The sequence below is a fragment of the Streptomyces buecherae genome (assembly GCF_014295035.1).
Lineage (GTDB): Bacteria > Actinomycetota > Actinomycetes > Streptomycetales > Streptomycetaceae > Streptomyces > Streptomyces youssoufiensis.
In genome coordinates this window covers 1123059-1142796 of sequence record NZ_CP060404.1, presented here as the reverse complement: position 1 = coordinate 1142796, position 19738 = coordinate 1123059, and the positions used below count along the sequence as shown (strand labels likewise).

At 72.8% G+C, this 19738-nt stretch carries 18 protein-coding genes and 1 pseudogene; 16 read left to right on the top strand and 3 right to left on the bottom strand.

The features are described from left to right. Positions 1 to 94: 94 nt before the first annotated feature. A complete protein-coding gene (locus H7H31_RS04180) occupies positions 95 to 655 on the top strand; it encodes an HIT family protein (RefSeq protein ID WP_187062012.1) in 561 nt (186 codons plus the stop codon). Positions 656 to 819: 164 nt separating this feature from the next. Here H7H31_RS04180 and H7H31_RS04175 read toward each other — a convergent pair whose 3' ends face one another. Beyond that, positions 820 to 2475 (bottom strand): DUF3784 domain-containing protein, encoded by a 1656-nt coding sequence (locus H7H31_RS04175; RefSeq protein WP_187062011.1) that lies wholly within the window; start codon positions 2473 to 2475, stop codon positions 820 to 822. A 186-nt stretch (positions 2476 to 2661) separates the two neighbouring features. After that, positions 2662 to 4860, bottom strand: coding sequence for an elongation factor G-like protein EF-G2 (locus H7H31_RS04170; protein ID WP_187062010.1), 2199 nt, complete (start codon positions 4858 to 4860; stop codon positions 2662 to 2664). Positions 4861 to 5244: 384 nt separating this feature from the next. Here H7H31_RS04170 and pgsA point away from each other — a divergent pair, with 384 nt between their 5' ends. The 5 genes from pgsA to H7H31_RS33665 all read left to right on the top strand — a co-directional run bounded on the left by pgsA (position 5245) and on the right by H7H31_RS33665 (position 9515). After that, positions 5245 to 5949: a phosphatidylinositol phosphate synthase gene (gene pgsA / locus H7H31_RS33675; RefSeq protein WP_187089355.1), complete on the top strand. Its 705-nt coding sequence runs from the start codon at positions 5245 to 5247 to the stop codon at positions 5947 to 5949. Further along, positions 5946 to 6887: a phosphatidylinositol mannoside acyltransferase gene (locus tag H7H31_RS33670; RefSeq protein ID WP_232109678.1), complete on the top strand. Its 942-nt coding sequence runs from the start codon at positions 5946 to 5948 to the stop codon at positions 6885 to 6887. The genes pgsA and H7H31_RS33670 overlap by 4 nt, the downstream gene beginning before the upstream one ends. Next, entirely contained in the window at positions 6884 to 8068 is a 1185-nt protein-coding gene (locus H7H31_RS04160; RefSeq protein WP_187062009.1) for a glycosyltransferase family 4 protein, read from the top strand. Before H7H31_RS33670 ends, H7H31_RS04160 begins: the two co-directional genes overlap by 4 nt. Before the next feature lie 81 nt (positions 8069 to 8149). Next, positions 8150 to 8689, top strand: coding sequence for a hypothetical protein (locus tag H7H31_RS04155; protein WP_176164976.1), 540 nt, complete (start codon positions 8150 to 8152; stop codon positions 8687 to 8689). Between the two features lie 199 nt (positions 8690 to 8888). Continuing rightward, the gene (locus H7H31_RS33665) at positions 8889 to 9515 is read left to right on the top strand and encodes a hypothetical protein (RefSeq protein ID WP_232109677.1); all 627 of its coding nucleotides are present in this window, start codon (positions 8889 to 8891) and stop codon (positions 9513 to 9515) included. Here the strand turns inward: H7H31_RS33665 and H7H31_RS34895 are convergent. Beyond that, positions 9444 to 9623, bottom strand: a pseudogene (locus H7H31_RS34895) (MerR family transcriptional regulator); the annotation flags it as partial. The gene H7H31_RS33665 and the pseudogene H7H31_RS34895 overlap by 72 nt on opposite strands. A gap of 317 nt (positions 9624 to 9940) precedes the next feature. Here H7H31_RS34895 and pdxS point away from each other — a divergent pair. The 10 genes from pdxS (at position 9941) to H7H31_RS04100 (ending at position 19588) form a co-directional block, all read left to right on the top strand. Then, positions 9941 to 10867, top strand: coding sequence for a pyridoxal 5'-phosphate synthase lyase subunit PdxS (pdxS, locus tag H7H31_RS04145; protein WP_176164978.1), 927 nt, complete (start codon positions 9941 to 9943; stop codon positions 10865 to 10867). A 165-nt stretch (positions 10868 to 11032) separates the two neighbouring features. Then, complete coding sequence (gene pdxT / locus H7H31_RS04140) at positions 11033 to 11623, top strand: pyridoxal 5'-phosphate synthase glutaminase subunit PdxT (RefSeq protein WP_187059727.1); 591 nt, start codon at positions 11033 to 11035, stop codon at positions 11621 to 11623. Between the two features lie 167 nt (positions 11624 to 11790). Next, positions 11791 to 12543, top strand: a complete 753-nt coding sequence (locus tag H7H31_RS04135; RefSeq protein ID WP_187059726.1) for a YebC/PmpR family DNA-binding transcriptional regulator — start codon at positions 11791 to 11793, stop codon at positions 12541 to 12543. Positions 12544 to 12755: 212 nt separating this feature from the next. Then, positions 12756 to 13394, top strand: coding sequence for a crossover junction endodeoxyribonuclease RuvC (gene ruvC, locus H7H31_RS04130; protein ID WP_187117780.1), 639 nt, complete (start codon positions 12756 to 12758; stop codon positions 13392 to 13394). Continuing rightward, positions 13391 to 14014, top strand: a complete 624-nt coding sequence (ruvA, locus tag H7H31_RS04125) for a Holliday junction branch migration protein RuvA (RefSeq protein WP_176164981.1) — start codon at positions 13391 to 13393, stop codon at positions 14012 to 14014. Before ruvC ends, ruvA begins: the two co-directional genes overlap by 4 nt. 43 nt (positions 14015 to 14057) lie before the next feature. Further along, a complete protein-coding gene (gene ruvB, locus H7H31_RS04120; protein ID WP_232109676.1) occupies positions 14058 to 15167 on the top strand; it encodes a Holliday junction branch migration DNA helicase RuvB in 1110 nt (369 codons plus the stop codon). Between the two features lie 163 nt (positions 15168 to 15330). Next, entirely contained in the window at positions 15331 to 15831 is a 501-nt protein-coding gene (yajC, locus tag H7H31_RS04115; RefSeq protein WP_187059929.1) for a preprotein translocase subunit YajC, read from the top strand. Positions 15832 to 15979: 148 nt separating this feature from the next. Then, on the top strand, positions 15980 to 17788 hold the full coding sequence (gene secD, locus H7H31_RS04110) for a protein translocase subunit SecD (protein ID WP_187117779.1): 1809 nt from the start codon (positions 15980 to 15982) through the stop codon (positions 17786 to 17788). A gap of 1 nt (position 17789) precedes the next feature. After that, a complete protein-coding gene (gene secF / locus H7H31_RS04105; protein WP_187064072.1) occupies positions 17790 to 18989 on the top strand; it encodes a protein translocase subunit SecF in 1200 nt (399 codons plus the stop codon). After that, positions 18986 to 19588, top strand: coding sequence for an adenine phosphoribosyltransferase (locus tag H7H31_RS04100; RefSeq protein ID WP_187064071.1), 603 nt, complete (start codon positions 18986 to 18988; stop codon positions 19586 to 19588). Before secF ends, H7H31_RS04100 begins: the two co-directional genes overlap by 4 nt. Positions 19589 to 19738 lie beyond the last annotated feature (150 nt).

Below are 19738 nucleotides of genomic sequence, written 5' to 3'. Positions count from 1 at the left end.
GGCGGGGGCCCCGGCGTCGCCGCTGCTGGTCGGGCCGGCCGTGCGGGCGGCGGGCCCGCCCGGGGCGCCCCGCGCCACCGCCCCACCGGGGAATATGCTGGCGCGCATGACGAGTGAGCCGGAGCAGCAGATCGGAGTCGGCACCCAGGACGCCTTCCAGCGCCTGTGGACGCCGCATCGGATGGCGTACATCCAGGGCGAGAACAAGCCGACCGGTCCGGGCGCTGATGACGGCTGTCCGTTCTGCACGATCCCCGACAAGAGCGACGAGGACGGGTTGATCATCGCCCGGGGCCAGCACGTGTACGCGGTGCTGAACCTGTACCCGTACACCTCCGGGCACCTGATGTCGGTCCCGTTCCGGCACGTCGCCGACTACACCGAGCTGCGCGCCGACGAGACGGCCGAGCTCGCCGAGTTCACCAAGGCCGCCATGACGGCGCTGCGCACCGCGTCCGGCGCGCACGGCTTCAACATCGGCATGAACCAGGGCAGCGTCGCGGGGGCCGGTATCGCCGCGCACCTGCACCAGCACGTGGTGCCGCGCTGGGGCGGCGACACGAACTTCATGCCCATCGTGGCCACCACCCGCGTCCTGCCCCAACTGCTCGGCGACACCCGGCAGTTGCTCGCCGACGTCTGGCCGCTGTCCTGACCTGGCCGGGCCCGTCCCACGGCGCGGGCCGACGGCCCGCGCCCCCGTCCGCCCCGCCACCCGGTTCCCGGGCGGCAACGCACCCGCGGCCCGCCCCCGGATGACCGGGAGCGGGCCGCGGGTGTGCGTTCGCGTGAGGCCGGTCGGAGCCTGGCCGGGGGACGTCAGGCGTCGTACAGGTCGGCCTTGCGGGGCGTCGCGTCCTGCACCGCGCCGCTGAGGGCGAGCGAGCGGTTGCCGAAGCGCTCGGTGTCCACGCCGTTGTCGCGCAGCACCCGCAGCGCCGCGTCGTGCACCACGCGCAGCACCGGGGTCGCGGCGCGCAGCGCGTCGTCCGCCATGAAGCGGTGCCGCCAGGGCTTGTCGGCCCAGGCGTGCCGCAGGCCGAAGGGCTCGGGCAGGGTGAGCTTGCCGCCGAGGTAGTCGAGGAGCGGCGGGTACCAGGTGAAGGGGGCCCGGGCCGCGAGCCGCACCACCTCGCTGGCCTCGACCAGCGGCTGCGGGATGCTCCGGGTCTCCCAGAACTTGATGGTCTTGTTGACCGTCTTGGTCTTCGGCGACGGCTTGGTCGTGAAGAGCGGGTGCACCGGGCCCAGGGCGTGCCCCGTCACCTCGATGCGCAGCGTCTTGTGCAGCACGGTCACGGTGATGAGCATGGTGATCACGAGCTGGCCGTCCCAGAGCACGAACTGCACGCCCAGGTAGTGCCGGTCACCGCTGTCGAACTGCTGGTCGTTGCAGATGCGCTGCAACTCGACGCCCTTGACCTGGAAGCCCTCCTCCTCCGTGCTCCCGCTGCGGGCCACCGACTTGGCGCCCTCGCCGACGGCGGAGACCACCCAGTGCCGCACGGAGGGGGTGGGGAAGCCGCCGGTGTGCAGCGGGCCGCGCTCCAGCAGCTTGAGCTGGTCGTGGATGGCCTTTATGACGTCCCAGCTACGGAACGGGTTGATCTCCTTGTCCGCCTCGCTGGGCACCAGGTCCTCGGCGAGCTGCCAGGTGCCCCAGCGGGTGCCCATGCCCAGTATCCCCTTGGGCCCGGCGTAGAAGACGATGTTGCTGCGCTGCTCGGCGGTGAGCTTCTCCAGGTTCTTGCGCAACTGCTCGGCCGCCGTCTCGCCGGGGTTGCGGGGCACGGCCTCGGGCACCTTGGCGCCCAGGCCGCCGCCGGTCAGCAGCGCGGTCCAGCGCTCGCGCAGGTCCTTGGCGGTGCGCTCGCTGATCTGCTTCGCGATGAACCAGCCCACCACCGGCGCGACGAGCATCACCCGGGCGTAGATCCACCAGAAGTCGTCCGTCGGCGCCTCGATCATCCCGAACACGACGAGGCCGGCGGCGACCAGGGCCAGCAGGATGCCGACAGCACCGGCGCGCTTGTTCTTCGAGCCCGCCAGCGTGCGCCGGATCTGGAACGCGGCGAGCCAGAGCAGCACGCCGGGCAGGAACAGCAGCCCGAAGACGACCATGACCACGGTCAGCCGCGCGTCCCGGGTCTTGCGGATGCGGTTGGCCGCCAGGCAGTGCTCGACCACGGTCTGTGGCTCTATGCCGAAGGACTGGATGATCTGGTTGCGGGCGCCGCCGAGCATGCGGACCTGGACGGCGCGCGAGAACGCCTCCCCGAGGTTGGGCTCGAAGAGGGAGAACCGCGGCGGCTTGACCTCGGAGACCGTCCACTCGGAGTTGGCGTCGAGCAGCTTGCTGACCTCGCTGTCGCGGTAGGCGGCCGAGGCGAGCGCCTGTGTCGCGGCCGTCTGCCCGGCCGCCCCGGAGAGCGGCACCTGCGCCCCGGGACTGAAGTCGAATCCATCCGCCGTCACTACCGCCCCCAATGCCACAGACCTGCGTTGCTGCGGCTTGTTCCCGACTGGCATCCTCGGCACGTGTCCCGCGCCGCAGCGGCTCGCCGCTGAACCGCCCTCCAGCGTATCCGTGGCGGGTGCCGCCTGTCCTCACCGCCTCGAAAGCCGTCCGTGGCAGGGCCGTTGGCGGCGGTGGCGCGCGTACTATGCCTGGCTTTCCGCCGGTTCGCGCATGCGCTCGGCGAGCTGTGGGGGCATCGGCTCGTGGCGCGCGTACGAGCGCTCGAAGCGGCCCGTGCCGTGCGAGAGCGAGCGGAGGTCCACGGCGTAACGGCTGATTTTCCACTCCGGTACCTCGGCCCGCACCAGCGTGAGCCCGGAGCCGGTCTGCTCGGTGCCCACCACCCGGCCCCGACGCCCGGACAGGTCGCTCATCACTGCCCCGACGTACTCGTCCGCGATGCTCACGCGCAGCTCACACACCGGCTCCAACAGGTCGATGCGGCAGTCGGCCGCGGCCTCGCGCAGCGCGAGCGCGCCGGCGGTCTGGAACGCGGCGTCGGAGGAGTCCACCGAGTGCGCCTTCCCGTCCACCAGCGTGACGCGGACGTCCACCAGCGGGTAGCCGGCCGCGACGCCGCGCGCCGCCTGCGCGCGCACGCCCTTCTCCACGGAGGGCACGAACTGCCGTGGCACGGCGCCGCCGACGACCTTGTCCACGAACTCGATGCCCGAGCCGGCCGGCAGCGGCTCCACCTCGATCTCACAGATGGCGTACTGGCCGTGGCCGCCGGACTGCTTGACGTGCCGGCCCCGGCCGCTGGCCGTGGCGCCGAACGTCTCGCGCAGCGACACCCTGTGCGGCACGGCGTCCACGCGCACCCCGTACCGGGCGCGCAGCCGCTCCAGCGCGACGTCCACGTGCGCCTCGCCCAGGCACCACAGCACCACCTGGTGGGTGTCCGGGTTGTGTTCCAGGCGCATCGTCGGGTCCTCGGCGACCAGCCGGGCGAGGCCCTGCGAGAGCTTGTCCTCGTCGGCCTTGCTGTGTGCCTCGATGGCGACCGGCAGCAGCGGCTCCGGCATCACCCACGGCTCCATCAGGAGCGGGTCGTCCTTGGCGGAGAGGGTGTCGCCGGTCTCGGCCCGGCTCAGCTTGCCCACGCACGCCAGGTCGCCCGCGATCGCCCGCGGCACGGTGTGCTGCTGCTTGCCGAAGGGCGCGGAGAGGGCGCCGACGCGCTCGTCCACGTCGTGGTCCTCGTGGCCCCGGTCCTCAAGGCCGTGCCCGGAGACGTGCACCGTCTCGTCGGGGCGCAGCGTGCCGGAGAAGATCCGCACCAGCGAGACGCGGCCGACGTACGGGTCGGACGAGGTCTTCACGACCTCGGCGGCCAGCGGACCCGCGGGATCGCAGGTGAGGGCCGGTCGCGGCGCGCCCTGGGGCGTGGTCACGGGCGGGGCCGCGCGCTCCAGCGGCGTGGGAAAGCCGCCGGTGATCAGTTCCAGGAGTTCGGTGGTGCCGAGTCCCTGCCGGGAGCCGTCCCCGGCCGGGGCGGCGGCCAGCACCGGATGGAAGGAGCCGCGCGCCACCGCCCGCTCCAGGTCCTCGACGAGCGTCCCGACGTCGATCTCCTCGCCACCGAGGTAGCGGTCCATGAGAGTCTCGTCCTCGCTCTCGGCGATGATGCCCTCGATGAGCCGGTCGCGGGCCGCGGCCACCAACGGTGCCTCTTCCGCGTCCGGCGGGCGCGGGGTGCGCTCGCCCGAGCCGTAGTCGTAGACCTGTTCCGAGAGCAGCCCGATCAGCCCGGTGACCGGGCGGTGCCCGTCGGGGCCGGCGTCGCCGTGCAGCGGCAGGTACAGCGGCAGCACCGCGTCGGGGTCGTCGCCGCCGAAGGCGTCGCGGCAGGTCTCGGTCATCTCGTCGAAGTCGGCGCGCGCTGCCTCCAAATGGGTGATGACGATGGCCCGGGGCATGCCGACGGCGGCGCACTCCTCCCACACCATGCGCGTCGCACCGTCCACGCCGTCCGCGGCGGACACCACGAAAAGGGCCGCGTCCGCGGCTCGCAGACCGGCCCTCAGCTCCCCGACGAAGTCGGCGTAGCCTGGTGTGTCCAGTAGGTTGATCTTGATTCCGCCCCATTCGACCGGGACCACCGAGAGCTGTACGGACCGGTGCTGCCGGTGCTCGATCGCGTCGTAGTCGGACAGGCAGCCCCCGTCCTCGACCCGGCCGGCCCGGTTCACCGCTCCGGTGGCCAGCGCCAACGCCTCCACCAGCGTCGTCTTGCCCGCCCCGCTGTGGCCGACCAGCACCACGTTCCGGATCGCACGGGGATGGTCGGCCGTCGTCGCCCTGCCGGCGGCCCCTGGATGCGTGCTCGTCTTCTCGCCCATGTGTCTCGACCTCCCGGTTGACACCCGCGTCCTTCGAGCTTTCCACCGCGGTCATGGCGCGTCCATACGTCGCACATGGCCCCGTAACCCCGCACGCCGGGCCCGCCCCGCACCCGCCCGCCACCCCGCCACCAGCGCGCCGGCGCCTGCCTCGGGCCGAGCGGCGGACCCGGCGTGCGGGGTGGACGGAGGGCGGGGGAGGGCGGTCGGCCTGGGCGGCTGGTGCGGGTCGGCGCCCCGTCGCGGGGCCCGCCCGCCGCCCGCAGTGGTGCCCCAGGTCGCCGGGCGATGGCGCGCGTGCGCGGCGCGCCATGCCGCGTGGCTACGATGGGCCAGCCGGTGGCCTGCTGACCACGCGGCCCATTTCGACCCTTCGGGAAGGCCATGCTGAACAAGTACGCGCGTGCGTTCTTCACGCGTGTTCTCACGCCGTTCGCCGCCCTGCTCATCCGGCTCGGGGTCAGCCCCGACGCCGTGACCCTCATCGGAACCGGTGGGGTCATGGCCGGCGCGCTGGTCTTCTACCCCCAGGGCGAGTTCTTCTGGGGCACGGTGGTCATCACCCTGTTCGTCTTCTCCGACCTGGTCGACGGCAACATGGCGCGCCAGCTCGGCCGCTCAAGCCGGTGGGGCGCCTTCCTCGACTCGACGCTCGACCGGGTCGCCGACGGCGCGATCTTCGGCGGGCTCGCCCTGTGGTACGCCGGCGGCGGCGACAGCATCACGCTGTGCGCGGTGACCATCTTCTGCCTGGCCAGCGGCCAGGTCGTGTCGTACACCAAGGCCCGTGGCGAGTCCATCGGGCTGCCGGTGAACGTCAACGGCCTCGTCGAGCGCGCCGAGCGCCTGGTCGTCTCGCTGGTGGCGTGCGGCTTGTCGGGGCTGCACACGTTCGGCGTCCCGCACATCGACATCCTGCTGCCCATCGCGCTGTGGGCGGTCGGCGTGGGCAGCCTGGTCACCCTGATCCAGCGCGTGATCACCGTGCGGCGCGAGGCGCTCGAGGCGGACGCCGAGGACGGCGACGACGCCTCGGAGACCACCACCGCGGCCGGCGCCTCGGCCCGCGGGGGGAGCGAGCGGGCGTGAGGGAACGCCTGACCGACGGGCTCTACGGGCTGGGCTGGAGCACCCTGAAGGCGCTGCCCGAACCGGTCGTCACCCGCCTCGGCCAGCACGCCGCCGACGCCGTGTGGCGCCGACGCGGCGCCGGGGTGCGCCAGTTGGAGGCGAACCTGGCGCGGGTGGTGCCCGACCCGACCGCGCGCCGCCTGGCCGCGCTGTCCCGGCTCGGCATGCGCTCGTACACGCGCTACTGGCTGGAGTCCTTCCGGCTGCCGACCTGGGGCGAGGACCGCATCCGCGACAGCTTCGCGCCGGCCGGCGTGCACCACCTGGAGGAGGGCCTGGCCAGCGGCCGCGGGGTGGTCGTCGCCCTGCCGCACATGGCCAACTACGACCTGGCCGGAGCCTGGGTCGCCACCAGGCTCGGGGCGCCGTTCACCACCGTCATGGAACGGCTCAAGCCCGAGACGCTCTACGACCGGTTCGTCGCCTACCGCGAGAGCCTGGGCATGGAGGTGCTGCCGCACACCGGCGGCAGCGCGTTCGGCGCGCTCGCGCGGCGGCTGCGCGCCGGCGGCCTGGTGTGCCTGGTCGCCGACCGCGACCTGTCGGCGTCCGGCGTCGAGGTGTCGTTCTTCGGCGAGACCACGAAGATGCCCGGCGGGCCCGCCTCGCTGGCCGTGCGCACCGGGGCGCTGCTGCTGCCGGTGACGCTCTGGTACGACCGGTCGCCGGTCATGCACGGCCGGCTGCACCCGGCCATCGAGGACCCGGGCACCGGCACCCGCGCCGAGCGGAGTGCCGTGATGACCCAGCGCCTCGCCGACGTCTTCTCCGAGGGCATCGCGAGCCACCCCTACGACTGGCACATGCTGCAACCGCTGTGGCTTAGCGATCTCGACCCCGGCCCAGACAACCCCCGCCCAGACAACCCCGGCAGCCCCGGAACGGAGCCGAGTTGAGAATCGGGATCGTCTGCCCGTACTCGTGGGACGTCCCCGGCGGCGTGCAATTTCACATCCGTGACCTGGCGGAACACCTCATCCGCAGCGGGCACCAGGTGTCGGTGCTCGCCCCCGCCGACGAGGACACGCCCCTGCCGTCCTACGCCGTCTCCGCGGGCCGGGCCGTACCCGTTCCGTACAACGGCTCGGTCGCCCGGCTGAACTTCGGGTTCCTGTCCGCCGCCCGGGTGCGCCGCTGGCTGCACGAGGGCGACTTCGACGTGATCCACATCCACGAGCCGACCTCGCCCTCGCTCGGCCTGCTGGCGTGCTGGGCGGCGCAGGGCCCGATCGTGGCCACCTTCCACACCTCCAACCCGCGCTCGCGGGCGATGATCGCCGCGTACCCGATCCTGCAGGCCGCGCTGGAGAAGATCAGCGCGCGGATCGCGGTCAGCGAGTACGCCAGGCGCACCCTCGTCGAGCACCTGGGCGGCGACGCCGTGGTCATCCCCAACGGCGTGGACGTCGACTTCTTCGCGCGGGCCGAGCCCAAACGGGAGTGGTCCGGCGCGTCGAACGGCGGCGCCGAGGGGGAGACCATCGGGTTCATCGGCCGCATCGACGAGCCGCGCAAGGGGCTGCCGGTGCTGATGCGGGCGCTCCCCGAGATCCTCGCCGAGCGCCCGGGGACCCGCCTGCTGGTCGCCGGCCGTGGCGACGAGGAGGAGGCCGTCGCCGACCTGCCCGAGGCCATGCGGGACCGGGTGGAGTTCCTCGGCATGGTCAGCGACGAGGACAAGGCCCGGCTGCTGCGCAGCGTGGACCTGTACGTGGCGCCCAACACCGGCGGCGAGAGCTTCGGGATCATCCTGGTCGAGGCGATGTCGGCGGGCGCGCCGGTGCTGGCCAGCGACCTGGACGCGTTCGCCCAGGTGCTCGACCAGGGTGAGGCGGGCGAACTGTTCCGCAACGAGGACGCGAGCGCGCTGGCCGAGGCCGCGGTGCGGCTGCTGGCCGACCCGGCGCGGCGGGCCGCGCTGCGCGCCCGTGGCGCCCGGCACGTGCGCCGCTTCGACTGGGTCACGGTCGGCGCGGACATCCTGGCCGTGTACGAGACGGTCACCGCGGGCGCGGCGTCGGTGGCCACCGACGAGCGTTCGACGCCGCGTTTCCGGTTCGGGCTCAGCCGCGAGTAGCCGCGAGCCCGGCGGACGCGGGGCCGGGGCGGGTCGCGCGTGGGCTCGGGCGGTGCTCGGAAGCCGGTACCGTGACCCCGCGTGACCACTTTGATCTGGATCGCGGTCGTTCTCCTCGCCATCGCCGGATATCTGCTCTGGACCGCCGGCCGCCTGGACCGGCTGCACACCCGGCTGGACGCGACCCGCGCGGCGCTCGACGCGCAGTTGCTACGGCGCGCCTCGGTGGCCCAGGAGTTGGCCACCTCAAGCCTGCTCGACCCGGCCGCCTCGATCGTGCTGTACCAGGCGGCGCAGGCCGCGCGGCAGGCCGAGGAGGAGCACCGGGAGGTGGCCGAGAGCGAGCTGAGCCAGGCGCTGCGCGCGGTCTTCGCCGAGTCCGCCCAGGTGGAGGCGGTGCAACAGGCGCCGGGCGGCGACGCGGCGATGGGGGAGTTGGTGGAGGCGGTCCGCCGGGTGCCGATGGCCAGGCGGTTCCACAACGACGCGGTGCGCGCGGCGCGGGCCCTGCGCCGGCACCGCAAGGTGCGCTGGTTCCGGCTCGCGGGCCACGCGCCGTTCCCGCTGGCCTTCGAGATGGACGACGAACTGCCGGCCGCGCTGGCCGATCGGGTGGCGTGAGGCGCGCCGGCCAACCCCGCCCGCCCGGCGCCCGTCCGTCGGCCGCCGCCGGACTGGGCTCGGTCCGGCCGCCGGCGGGAGCGCCGGCGCCTCCCGGGGCCGGGGCGAACGAGCAGGCGACGTCCGCCACCCGCTCGTCGGGGCACGAGGCCGTCGCCCAGTTCGGGTGGTAGACCTCGCGCGAGGGGCCGCCGCGGGCGTGCCCCCGCGCGTGGAGCCAGGCGCCGACCGCGTCGTGGGCGGCGGCCATCGCCGCGTACCCGGTGTCCCGCCGGGCCAGGGCCGTGTACGCCTCGCGGTGGGCGGGCTCGACGCGCACCGCGATCCTCGGGCCCGGTTCGACCGGGCTCCGGGTCGGGACGCACACCTCGACCAGCCCGTCGCAGTCCTCGCCGACCAGACCGTGGTACGCGGCGAACACCGGCCCCGACAGGCAGGCGCCGGTCTGCCGGAGGTGGTCGAAGAGGACCTCGGTGGCCTTGGCGAGGAAGCCTGGCAACTCCGCGGCGCCCACGTGCCGGCGGACGCAGACCACCTTCTGCTCGGGCACGTCGCGTTCGGCGATGGCGTACGGGGCGGGGCCGTCGCCGGTCAGCACGTGGCGCGCGTAGGCGACGGCCGCCCGGCGGGCGGCGTGCTCGGCCCGGCGCTCACGCCAGTAGGCGTCCAGCAGCCGCGTCGAGCGCGCGTCGTCGGCGTCCAGCACCTCGGCGACGCGGGCCAGCGGCATGCCCGCCGCGCGCAGCAGCGCGATGCGGCGGGCCCGCTCCACCTGGTCGGGCCCGTAGCGGCGGAACCCGGTGCGCGGGTCGACGTGCGCGGGTGAGAGCAACCCCCGGTCCCCGTACAGCCGCAGTGCCTTGGGGCTCAGCCGCGTGCGGCCCGCCAGTTCCCCGATGGTGATCAGTTCCCCGGTGGCCAGTTCCTCGTTCACGTCCTCGTTCACGCGGCCACTGTGCCCCCTGTCCCAGGGGCAGAGGCAACGCCCCAGGGCGGGGGGTTTCGGGGCCGGGCACGGGCCGCCTCCACCGGGCGGCTGGCCTCCGGTCGGCGCGGCCCGCCGGGCCCGCCCCGACCAGTCAACGAGCCACCCGCCCCGGATTGGCCCTTGCCGCCAGGGGCCACCAGCGGGTTTTGTCAGAGGTGTAGCACTATCGGCCCGAACCTGGACCGGAAGGCCATTCCGACCCTCGTTTCGAACGGGCCTACGATAGGACCATTCGCGCTATTCGTATCGAGTGAGGTCACACCGTGTCGAGCACGTCCCCCAGCACGCCTGAAACCGCTTCCCAGCACCCCGAGACCGGCACCGCCCGCGTCAAGCGCGGCATGGCCGAGCAGCTCAAGGGCGGCGTGATCATGGACGTCGTCACGCCGGAGGAGGCGAAGATCGCCGAGGACGCGGGCGCCGTCGCGGTGATGGCCCTGGAGCGCGTCCCGGCCGACATCCGCAAGGACGGCGGCGTGGCCCGGATGTCCGACCCGGACATGATCGACGGGATCATCAGCGCCGTCTCCATCCCGGTGATGGCCAAGTCCCGCATCGGCCACTTCGTCGAGGCCCAGGTGCTCCAGTCGCTCGGCGTGGACTACATCGACGAGTCCGAGGTCCTCACCCCCGCCGACGAGGTCAACCACAGCGACAAGTGGGCCTTCACCACCCCGTTCGTCTGCGGCGCCACCAACCTGGGCGAGGCCCTGCGCCGCATCGCCGAGGGCGCGGCCATGATCCGCTCCAAGGGCGAGGCCGGCACCGGCAACGTCGTCGAGGCCGTGCGCCACCTGCGCCAGATCAAGGGCGAGATCGGCCGACTGCGCTCGCTCGACCACAACGAGCTGTTCGCCGCCGCCAAGGAGCTGCGCGCCCCGTACGAGCTGGTCAAGGAGGTCGCCGAGCTGGGCAAGCTGCCGGTCGTGCTGTTCTCCGCCGGCGGCGTGGCCACCCCCGCCGACGCCGCGCTCATGCGCCAGCTCGGCGCCGAGGGCGTCTTCGTCGGCTCGGGCATCTTCAAGTCCGGCGACCCGGCCAAGCGCGCCGCCGCCATCGTGAAGGCCACCACCTTCTACGACGACCCCAAGGTCATCGCGGACGCCTCCCGCGACCTGGGCGAGGCCATGGTCGGCATCAACTGCGACACCCTCCCCGAGTCGGAGCGCTACGCCAACCGCGGTTGGTGAGCCGGCCCCGGCCGATGTGAGCGGCGGGTGGCCCCGCCCCAGCGCGGGGCCACCCCGGCGCCGCGCCAACAGGCGGGCCGCCACCCCGCCGCCCGCGCCCACCGCGGTCCCGGCCCCGCGCCCCGACCGCTGTCCCACCCGCTTACTCCTGCGAGGTCCCACCCCGTGTCCCGCACCCCCACCGTCGGCGTCCTCGCCCTCCAGGGCGACGTCCGCGAACACCTCATCGCGCTGGCCGCGGCCGACGCCTTGGCCCGCCCCGTACGCCGCCCCGAAGAGCTGGACGAGGTGGACGCCCTGGTGATCCCCGGCGGCGAGTCCACCACGATGTCCAAGCTCGTCGGCGTCTTCGGCCTGCTGGAACCGCTGCGCGAGCGGGTACGCGCGGGGCTGCCGATGTACGGCACGTGCGCGGGCATGATCATGCTGGCCGACAAGGTCCTCGACGGCCGGGACGACCAGGAGACCCTCGGCGGCGTCGACATGACCGTGCGCCGCAACGCCTTCGGCCGGCAGAACGACTCCTTCGAGGCGGCCGTCGAGGTCAAGGGCGTCGAGGGCGGCCCCGTGGACGGCGTGTTCATCCGCGCGCCCTGGGTCGAGTCCGTCGGCGCCTCGGTCGACGTGCTGGCCGTGCACGACGGCCACACCGTCGCCGTCCGCCAGGGCAACGTGCTCGCCACCTCCTTCCACCCGGAGCTGACCGGCGACCACCGCCTACACGCCCTGTTCGTGGACATGGTGCGCGAGCGCTGAGCCCCGCCACCCGGCCCGGCCCCGCGCGCCCCGCGCCGGGAGAGTGGCCCGAGCCCGCTCGAACCCCCGCGAAGACCCGCCCGGACTCCGGGCACGGCCGGGCCCGGTGATCCCGGTAGGATCGCAGGCGTTGGTAAGGAATTTGGTTACGCGAAGGAGACAGGCGGATGTCCGGCCACTCTAAATGGGCTACGACGAAGCACAAGAAGGCCGTGATCGATGCCAAGCGCGGCAAGCTCTTCGCGAAGCTGATCAAGAACATCGAGGTCGCCGCGCGGACCGGCGGAGCCGACCCGGACGGCAACCCGACCCTCTTCGACGCCATCCAGAAGGCCAAGAAGAGCTCCGTGCCGAACAAGAACATCGACAGCGCGGTCAAGCGCGGTGCGGGTCTTGAGGCGGGCGGCGCCGACTACGAGACGATCATGTACGAGGGCTACGGCCCGAACGGCGTCGCGGTGCTCATCGAGTGTCTGACGGACAACCGCAACCGCGCGGCCTCGGACGTGCGCGTGGCCATGACCCGCAACGGCGGCTCGATGGCCGACCCGGGCTCGGTCTCGTACCTGTTCCACCGCAAGGGCGTAGTGATCGTCCCCAAGGGCGAGTTGGCCGAGGACGACGTGCTCGGCGCCGTGCTCGACGCGGGCGCCGAGGAGGTCAACGACCTCGGCGAGACGTTCGAGGTGATCAGCGAGGCCACCGACCTGGTGGCCGTGCGCACCGCGCTCCAGCAGGAGGGCATCGACTACGACTCGGCCGATGCCAACTTCGTGCCCACCATGCAGGTCCAGTTGGACGAGGAGGGCGCGCGCAAGATCTTCAAGCTCATCGACGCGCTGGAGGACAGCGACGACGTGCAGAACGTCTTCGCCAACTTCGACGTGTCGGACGAGGTCATGGAGAAGGTCGACGCCTAGCCTGCGCATCGGGCCGTACGACTGAGCCAGCGCGGCCGAACCCGCGCCGCGGCCCAGCCGCACCGTCCGGGGCACGAGGCGCAGCCGCCACCGGGCCGACGGGACGCCCCCGTCGGCCCGTCGCGTTGTCACAGCCAGCGGCTACTGTGCCTGTTCGGGGGGACACCCCCACAGATGTGCGACGCATACGTCAGTGAGGGGGAGGGCGCGCGATGCGGGTGCTCGGCGTGGACCCGGGGCTGACCCGGTGCGGCATCGGCGTCGTCGACGGCGTCGCGGGCCGCCCGCTGCGGATGGTGGACGTCGGCGTCATCCGCACCGCGGCCGACGCCGACATCGGGGAGCGCCTGGTGCTCATCGAGCGCGGCATCGAGCAGTGGTTGGAGACGCACCAGCCGGAACTGGTCGCGGTGGAGCGGGTGTTCAGCCAGCACAACGTGCAGACCGTGATGGGCACGGCCCAGGCGAGCGCCGTGGCCATGCTGTGCGCCGCCCGCCGCGGACTGCCGGTCGCGCTGCACACCCCCAGCGAGGTCAAGGCCGCCGTGACCGGCTCGGGCCGCGCCGACAAGGCGCAGGTCGGTGCCATGGTCACCCGCCTGCTGCGGCTGGACGCGCCCCCGAAGCCGGCCGACGCGGCCGACGCCCTCGCGCTGGCCATCTGCCACATCTGGCGTGCCCCCGCCACCAACCGCCTCCAGCAGGCCGTGGCCGCGCACCGACAGGCCCAGGCGCCGGCCGAGCGACCGGCCACACCCCCGCAGTCCGCACCGCCGGCTGCCCGCCGCGCCGCCGCCCGCCGCGCGGCCCCCGCCCCCGCCTCCGCTCGCACCCGGAAGGGCCCCGCATGATCGCGTTCGTCCAAGGACAGGTGGCCGCCCTCGCCCCCGACCTCGCCGTCATCGAGGTCGGCGGCGTCGGCATGGCCGTGCAGTGCACCCCGGCCACGCTGGCCGCGCTGCGCGTGGGCAAGCCCGCCCGGCTGGCCACCTCGCTCGTGGTCCGCGAGGACTCGCTGACCCTGTACGGCTTCGCCGACGACGACGAGCGCCAGGTCTTCGAACTCCTCCAGACCGCCAGCGGAGTCGGGCCGCGGCTCGCGCAGGCCATGCTCGCCGTGCACGCCCCCGACGCGCTGCGCCGGGCGGTCGCCGGCGGCGACGAGAAGGCGCTGACCGCCGTCCCGGGCATCGGCAAGAAGGGCGCCCAACGGCTGCTGCTCGAACTCAAGGACCGACTCGGCGACCCCACCGGCGGCGCCGGCGGCGTGGGCGTGGGCAGCGCGGTCACCGCCAGTTGGCGCGACCAGTTGCACGGCGCGCTGATCGGCCTCGGCTACGCCACCCGCGAGGCCGACGAGGCCGTGGCCGCCGTCGCGCCGCAGGCCGACCAGGCCGTGGCCAGCGGCGCCGAGCCCCAGGTGGCCACGCTGTTGCGGGCCGCCCTGCAGACCCTGGGCCGAGGTCGCTGAGGGCCACCGGCCCGGCACCGCGCGCACACCGAGAAAGGACGTCATGAACGGGGACGACACCCACGGCGAGCATGCGACGGAGCTGACCGGGCCGACCGGCCCCGTCGGCCCGGGCGCCGATCGACTGTTGGGCGCCGAGGCGGACGGCGAGGAGCAGGCCATCGAGGCCGCGCTGCGACCGAAGGACCTGGGCGAGTTCGTCGGCCAGGAACGCGTCCGCGAACAGCTCGACCTGGTGCTGCGCGCCGCCCGCCAGCGCGGCGCCACGGCCGACCACGTCCTGCTCTCCGGCGCACCCGGCCTGGGTAAGACCACTCTTTCGATGATCATCGCGGCCGAGATGGGCGCCCCCATCCGGATCACCTCGGGCCCCGCCATCCAGCACGCCGGAGACCTCGCCGCGATCCTCTCCTCCCTCACCGAGGGCGAGGTGCTCTTCCTCGACGAGATCCACCGCATGTCGCGCCCCGCGGAGGAGATGCTCTACATGGCGATGGAGGACTTCCGCGTCGACGTGATCGTCGGCAAGGGCCCTGGCGCCACCGCCATCCCGCTGGAACTCCCGCCGTTCACCCTGGTCGGGGCCACCACCAGGGCCGGCCTCCTGCCGCCGCCGCTGCGCGACCGCTTCGGCTTCACCGGGCACATGGAGTTCTACGGCGCCCCCGAGCTGGAGCGCGTCATCCACCGCTCCGCGCGGCTGCTCGACGTCGAGATCGACGGTGAGGGCGCCATCGAGATCGCCGGCCGGTCCCGGGGCACGCCGCGCATCGCCAACCGCCTGCTGCGCCGGGTGCGCGACTACGCGCAGGTCAAGGCCGATGGCGTGATCACCAAGGAGATCGCGTCCCGGGCCCTCGCGGTCTACGACGTGGACGGGCGCGGCCTGGACCGGCTCGACCGCGCCGTACTGACGGCACTGCTCAAGCTCTTCGGCGGCGGCCCGGTGGGCCTGTCCACCCTGGCGGTCGCGGTGGGGGAGGAGCGCGAGACGGTCGAGGAGGTGGCCGAGCCCTTCCTCGTACGGGAGGGACTGCTCGCCCGCACGCCGCGCGGCCGGGTCGGCACCCCGGCGGCCTGGGCCCACCTGGGCCTCACCCCGCCGCAGGGGACGGGGAGCGGCGGCGTGCAGTCGGGACTGTTCGACGGGTGACGGCGCGGACAGTGGTCCGGTCAGGAACCCCGGTGCCATGCTGGGCGTTGTTCCTTAGGCGCGGGCTCGCTTAGACTCCGCCGATGCCGTCCGTTCAGTGCGGCGCACCCACCCCCGTATACCAGGCCGTGCATTCGCGGTCGTGCGAAGGAAATCCCGTCCCGTGAATATCGTGACTCTCCTGCCGTTCATCGTGATCATCGGGGCCATGTTCCTGATGACCCGATCGGCCAAGAACAAGCAGCGCCAGGCGGCGCAGATGCGTGACCAGATCCAGCCGGGCACCGGCATCCGGACCATTGGCGGCATGTACGCCACGGTCAAGGAGGTTCACGACGACACGCTCCTGCTTGAGGTCGCGCCGGGCGTGCACGCCATTTACGCGAAGAACTCGGTGGGTGCCGTTCTCGACGACGCCGAGTACAACCGCATCGTGCACGGCATCGAGTCCGAGCACGACGACGACGCCCCCGTGGTTCCCGACGACGCTTCCTCCCTGACCGGGGCCGAGGGCGACGACGACCGGCGAGTTGACATGACCAAGGGTGACGCCGCGGACGAGACCGGCGCCGCGGGTGCCGCCGACGCCGACGCGTCCCGACCCGAGGACGCTGACGCCAAGCCGGAGGACCGCAAGGGGTCCGGCAGCGACGACGCGAAGTAGTCGCGCTTCGGACGCCGCGTGACACCACCGCTCGGTGCGCAGCGGCTACGAGACGGTCTAGGCTCCGGCGGGGGCACGTCCCCACATCACTTCGTGGCCGCCCGGCGCACACCCGTAGCCGGGCGGTTGGACAGGGAGAAACGAAAAGGTGGCAGCACCGAAGAAGGGCCGTAGGTCCCCCGGGGCCCAAGGCAGGCCCGGTCGTGCCCTCGTCGGGATCTTGGTCGCCATGGTGGCGCTGGTCGGAGGGATGTTCCTCTCCGGCAACACCACCCCGCGGCTGGGCATCGACCTCGCGGGCGGCACCAGCTTCACGCTGGAGGCCAAGAACGAGCCCGGCAAGCCCAACGCGATCACCAGCGCCAACATGGACACCGCCGTGAACATCATGGAGCGGCGCGTCAACGGGCTTGGTGTGTCCGAGGCCGAGGTCCAGACCCAGGGCAGTAAGCACATCATCGTCAACATCCCCAAGGGCACGGACGCCGACCAGGCCCGGGAGCAGGTCGGCACCACGGCCAAGCTCGGCTTCCGCCCGGTGCTGTCCATCGGTGACCCCACGCCCACCAAGGACCCGGGCGGCGTCCCCAAGCCGAACGAGACCCCGGACAAGGGCGACGACGGCAAGAAGCCCCCGCAGGGGGACAAGGGCGACAAGGACGGCGACAAGGGCGACGGGGACTCCGACAAGAGCGACGCCGCGAAGCCGACCTCCACCCCCACCACCCAGGGTCGGGCCGTCCCCAGCGCGCTGCGGAAGGCGCCCACCGCGCCCACCCCCACGCCGACGCCCACCGGCGACGCCCCGCAGAAGCCGACGAAGGAACAAGCCGACCAGGCCAAGCAGGCCGAGGAGCTGCAGAAGCAGTTCGCGGCGCTGGACTGCACCAACCCCAAGGCCCGCTCCGCCGCCAGCTCGAAGGCCGCGAGCCGGCCGACGGACCAGCCGATCGTCGCGTGTGACCGCAAGGGCCAGGCCAAGTTCATCCTGGGCCCCGTCGAACTTGAGGGCGACCGCGTCGAGGACGCCTCCGCGGTCTTCAGCGCCCAGGGCGGCTCCGGCTGGATCGTCCAGCTCGACTTCGACGGCAAGGGTGGCAAGCAGTTCGGCCAGATCACCGGCGAGCTGGCCAAGCAGCAGTCCCCGCAGAACCAGTTCGGCATCGTCCTGGACGGCGAGGTCGCCTCGAACGCCGAGGTCACCTTCGCGATCAAGGGCGGCAAGGCGGAGATCTCCGGTGGCTTCAAGCAGGGTGAGGCCGAGGACCTGGCCAACATCCTGTCCTACGGTTCGCTGCCGCTGACCTTCGACATCGTCGACGAGACCACCGTCTCCTCCGCGCTTGGCGAGGAGCAGCTGCGGGCCGGCCTGATCGCGGGCGCCATCGGCCTCGCGCTGGTCATCCTGTACATGGTCATCTACTACCGGGGCCTGGCCCTGGTGGCCATCGCCAGCCTCGCGGTCTCCGCCACGCTCACCTACTCGCTCATGGTGTTGCTCGGCGAGGCGATCCAGTTCGCCCTGAACCTCCCGGCCGTCTGTGGCGCGATCGTGGCCATCGGTATCACCGCGGACTCGTTCATCGTGTACTTCGAGCGCGTACGGGACGAGATCCGCGAGGGCCGCACGCTGCGGCCCGCCGTGCAGCGCGGCTGGCCCCGCGCCCGGCGCACCATCCTCGTCTCCGACTTCGTGTCGTTCCTGGCCGCCGCGGTGCTCTTCATCGTCACGGTGGGCAAGGTGCAGGGCTTCGCGTTCACGCTGGGCCTGACGACGCTGCTGGACGTCGTGGTGGTCTTCTTCTTCACCAAGCCGCTGATGACGATCCTCGCCACCCGCAAGTTCTTCGCGACCGGGCACCCCTGGTCGGGCCTCGACCCGAAGCGGCTCGGCGCCAAACCGCCGCTGCGCTCCCGCCGCCGCCCCGCCGCCCCCGCCGACACGAAGGAGGCGTGAGATGTCTCGACTCGGCAGTCTCGGCGCCAGGCTCTACCGCGGTGAGGTCGGCTACGACTTCGTCGCCAAGCGGATGATCTGGTACGGCCTCTCCATCCTGATCACCATCACGGCCATCGTGGGCCTGTCGGTGCGCGGCCTGCACATGGGCATCGAGTTCTCCGGCGGCGCGGTCTTCACCACGCCCAAGACCAGCATCTCGGCCGACGAGGCGCGGGACAAGGCGGAGGAGTCCGCCGAGGGCCACACGGCCATCGCCCAGAAGCTCGGCAACGGCGGCCTGCGCATCCAGATCAGCGATCTGGACACGGAGGCCGCGCAGCCGGTCCAGAAGGCGCTCGCCAAGGAACTCGGCGTCGAGAGCTCGAAGATCAACACCCAGCTCGTCGGCCCCAGTTGGGGTGAGGAGATCGCCAAGAAAGCCTGGCAGGGCCTGGCGATCTTCATGCTCCTGGTGGTGATCTACCTCGCCATCGCCTTCGAGTGGCGGATGGCGCTGGCCGCCCTCATCGCGCTGGTGCACGACCTCACGATCACGGTCGGCGTGTACGCGCTGGTCGGTTTCGAGGTCACCCCGGGTACGGTGATCGGTCTGTTGACCATTCTCGGTTACTCGCTGTACGACACCGTCGTCGTCTTCGACGGTCTTCGCGAGGGCGCGAAGGGCCTCACCAAGCAGACCCGCTACACCTACAGCGAGATCGCCAACCGCAGCCTCAACGGCACCCTGGTGCGTTCCATCAACACCACCGTGGTGGCGCTGTTGCCGGTCGCGGCGCTGCTGTTCATCGGCGGCGGCTTCCTGGGCGCCGGCATGCTCAACGACATCTCGCTGGCGCTCTTCGTCGGCCTCGCGGCCGGCGCGTACTCCTCGATCTTCATCGCCACTCCGCTGGTCGCCGACCTGAAGGAGCGGGACCCGCAGATGAAGGCCCTGGCCACCCGGGTGCGCGCCAAGCGCGCGGCGGCGGCTGCCCGGGCCGAGTCGTCCGGCAAGGCCGCGCCGGCCGATGACGCGGACGACGAGGACCCCGAGGACGTGGACCCGCGGGACGCGGTGGACGAGGAGGCCGAGCGCGAGGAGGCCGCCGCCGGGGTGGTGGGCCAGCGCGGCACCGAGCCCGCCCGCCCGCAGTCGTCCACCCGTAACCAGCCGGGCCGCAACCGCGGTCGGGGCCGTCCGTCGGGCAAGCGCCGATGACCGGGGCCGAGGTCACCGACCTGGGCGCCGGCGAGCCGCCGGCGGCCGTCGGGCTCGCCCCCGACGAGCTGCGGACGCTGCTGCTCAGCCGCATCCACGACGTCCCGGACTACCCGCGGCCCGGGGTGGTGTTCAAGGACATCACCCCGCTGCTGGCCGACCCGGCCGCCTTCGGCGCGCTGACCGACGCCCTCGCGGCCCTGTGCCGCACCTACCGGGCGGACAAGGTCGTCGGCCTGGAGGCCCGCGGCTTCATCCTGGCCGCACCGGTCGCGGTCCGCGCCGGTGTGGGCTTCGTGCCGGTGCGCAAGGCGGGCAAGCTGCCGGGGGCGACCCTGCGGCAGGCGTACGACCTGGAGTACGGGACGGCCGAGATCGAGCTGCACGCCGACGCCCTGCGCCCCGGTGATCGAGTTCTGGTCATCGACGACGTTCTGGCCACCGGCGGCACCGCCGAGGCGTCCCTGCACCTCATCCGGCGGGCCGGGGCCGAGGTCGCGGGCGTCGCGGTCCTGCTGGAACTCGGATTCCTCGACGGCAGGCAACGGCTTCAGGCCAGCCTGGACGGTGCCCCGCTGGAGGCGCTTACCACCGTCTGACCTGCGTGAATCGCTACGAGGCGGGTACCCGGCAAGCCCCGGGTACCCGCCTTCGGCGTGCCGGAGTGGGCGCCGTGGCGGGACAATGGGTGTGGCGGGATCGATACCATGGCCGTCCGACTCCCGTTTCGGACCGGTCCCGCTTGAGGA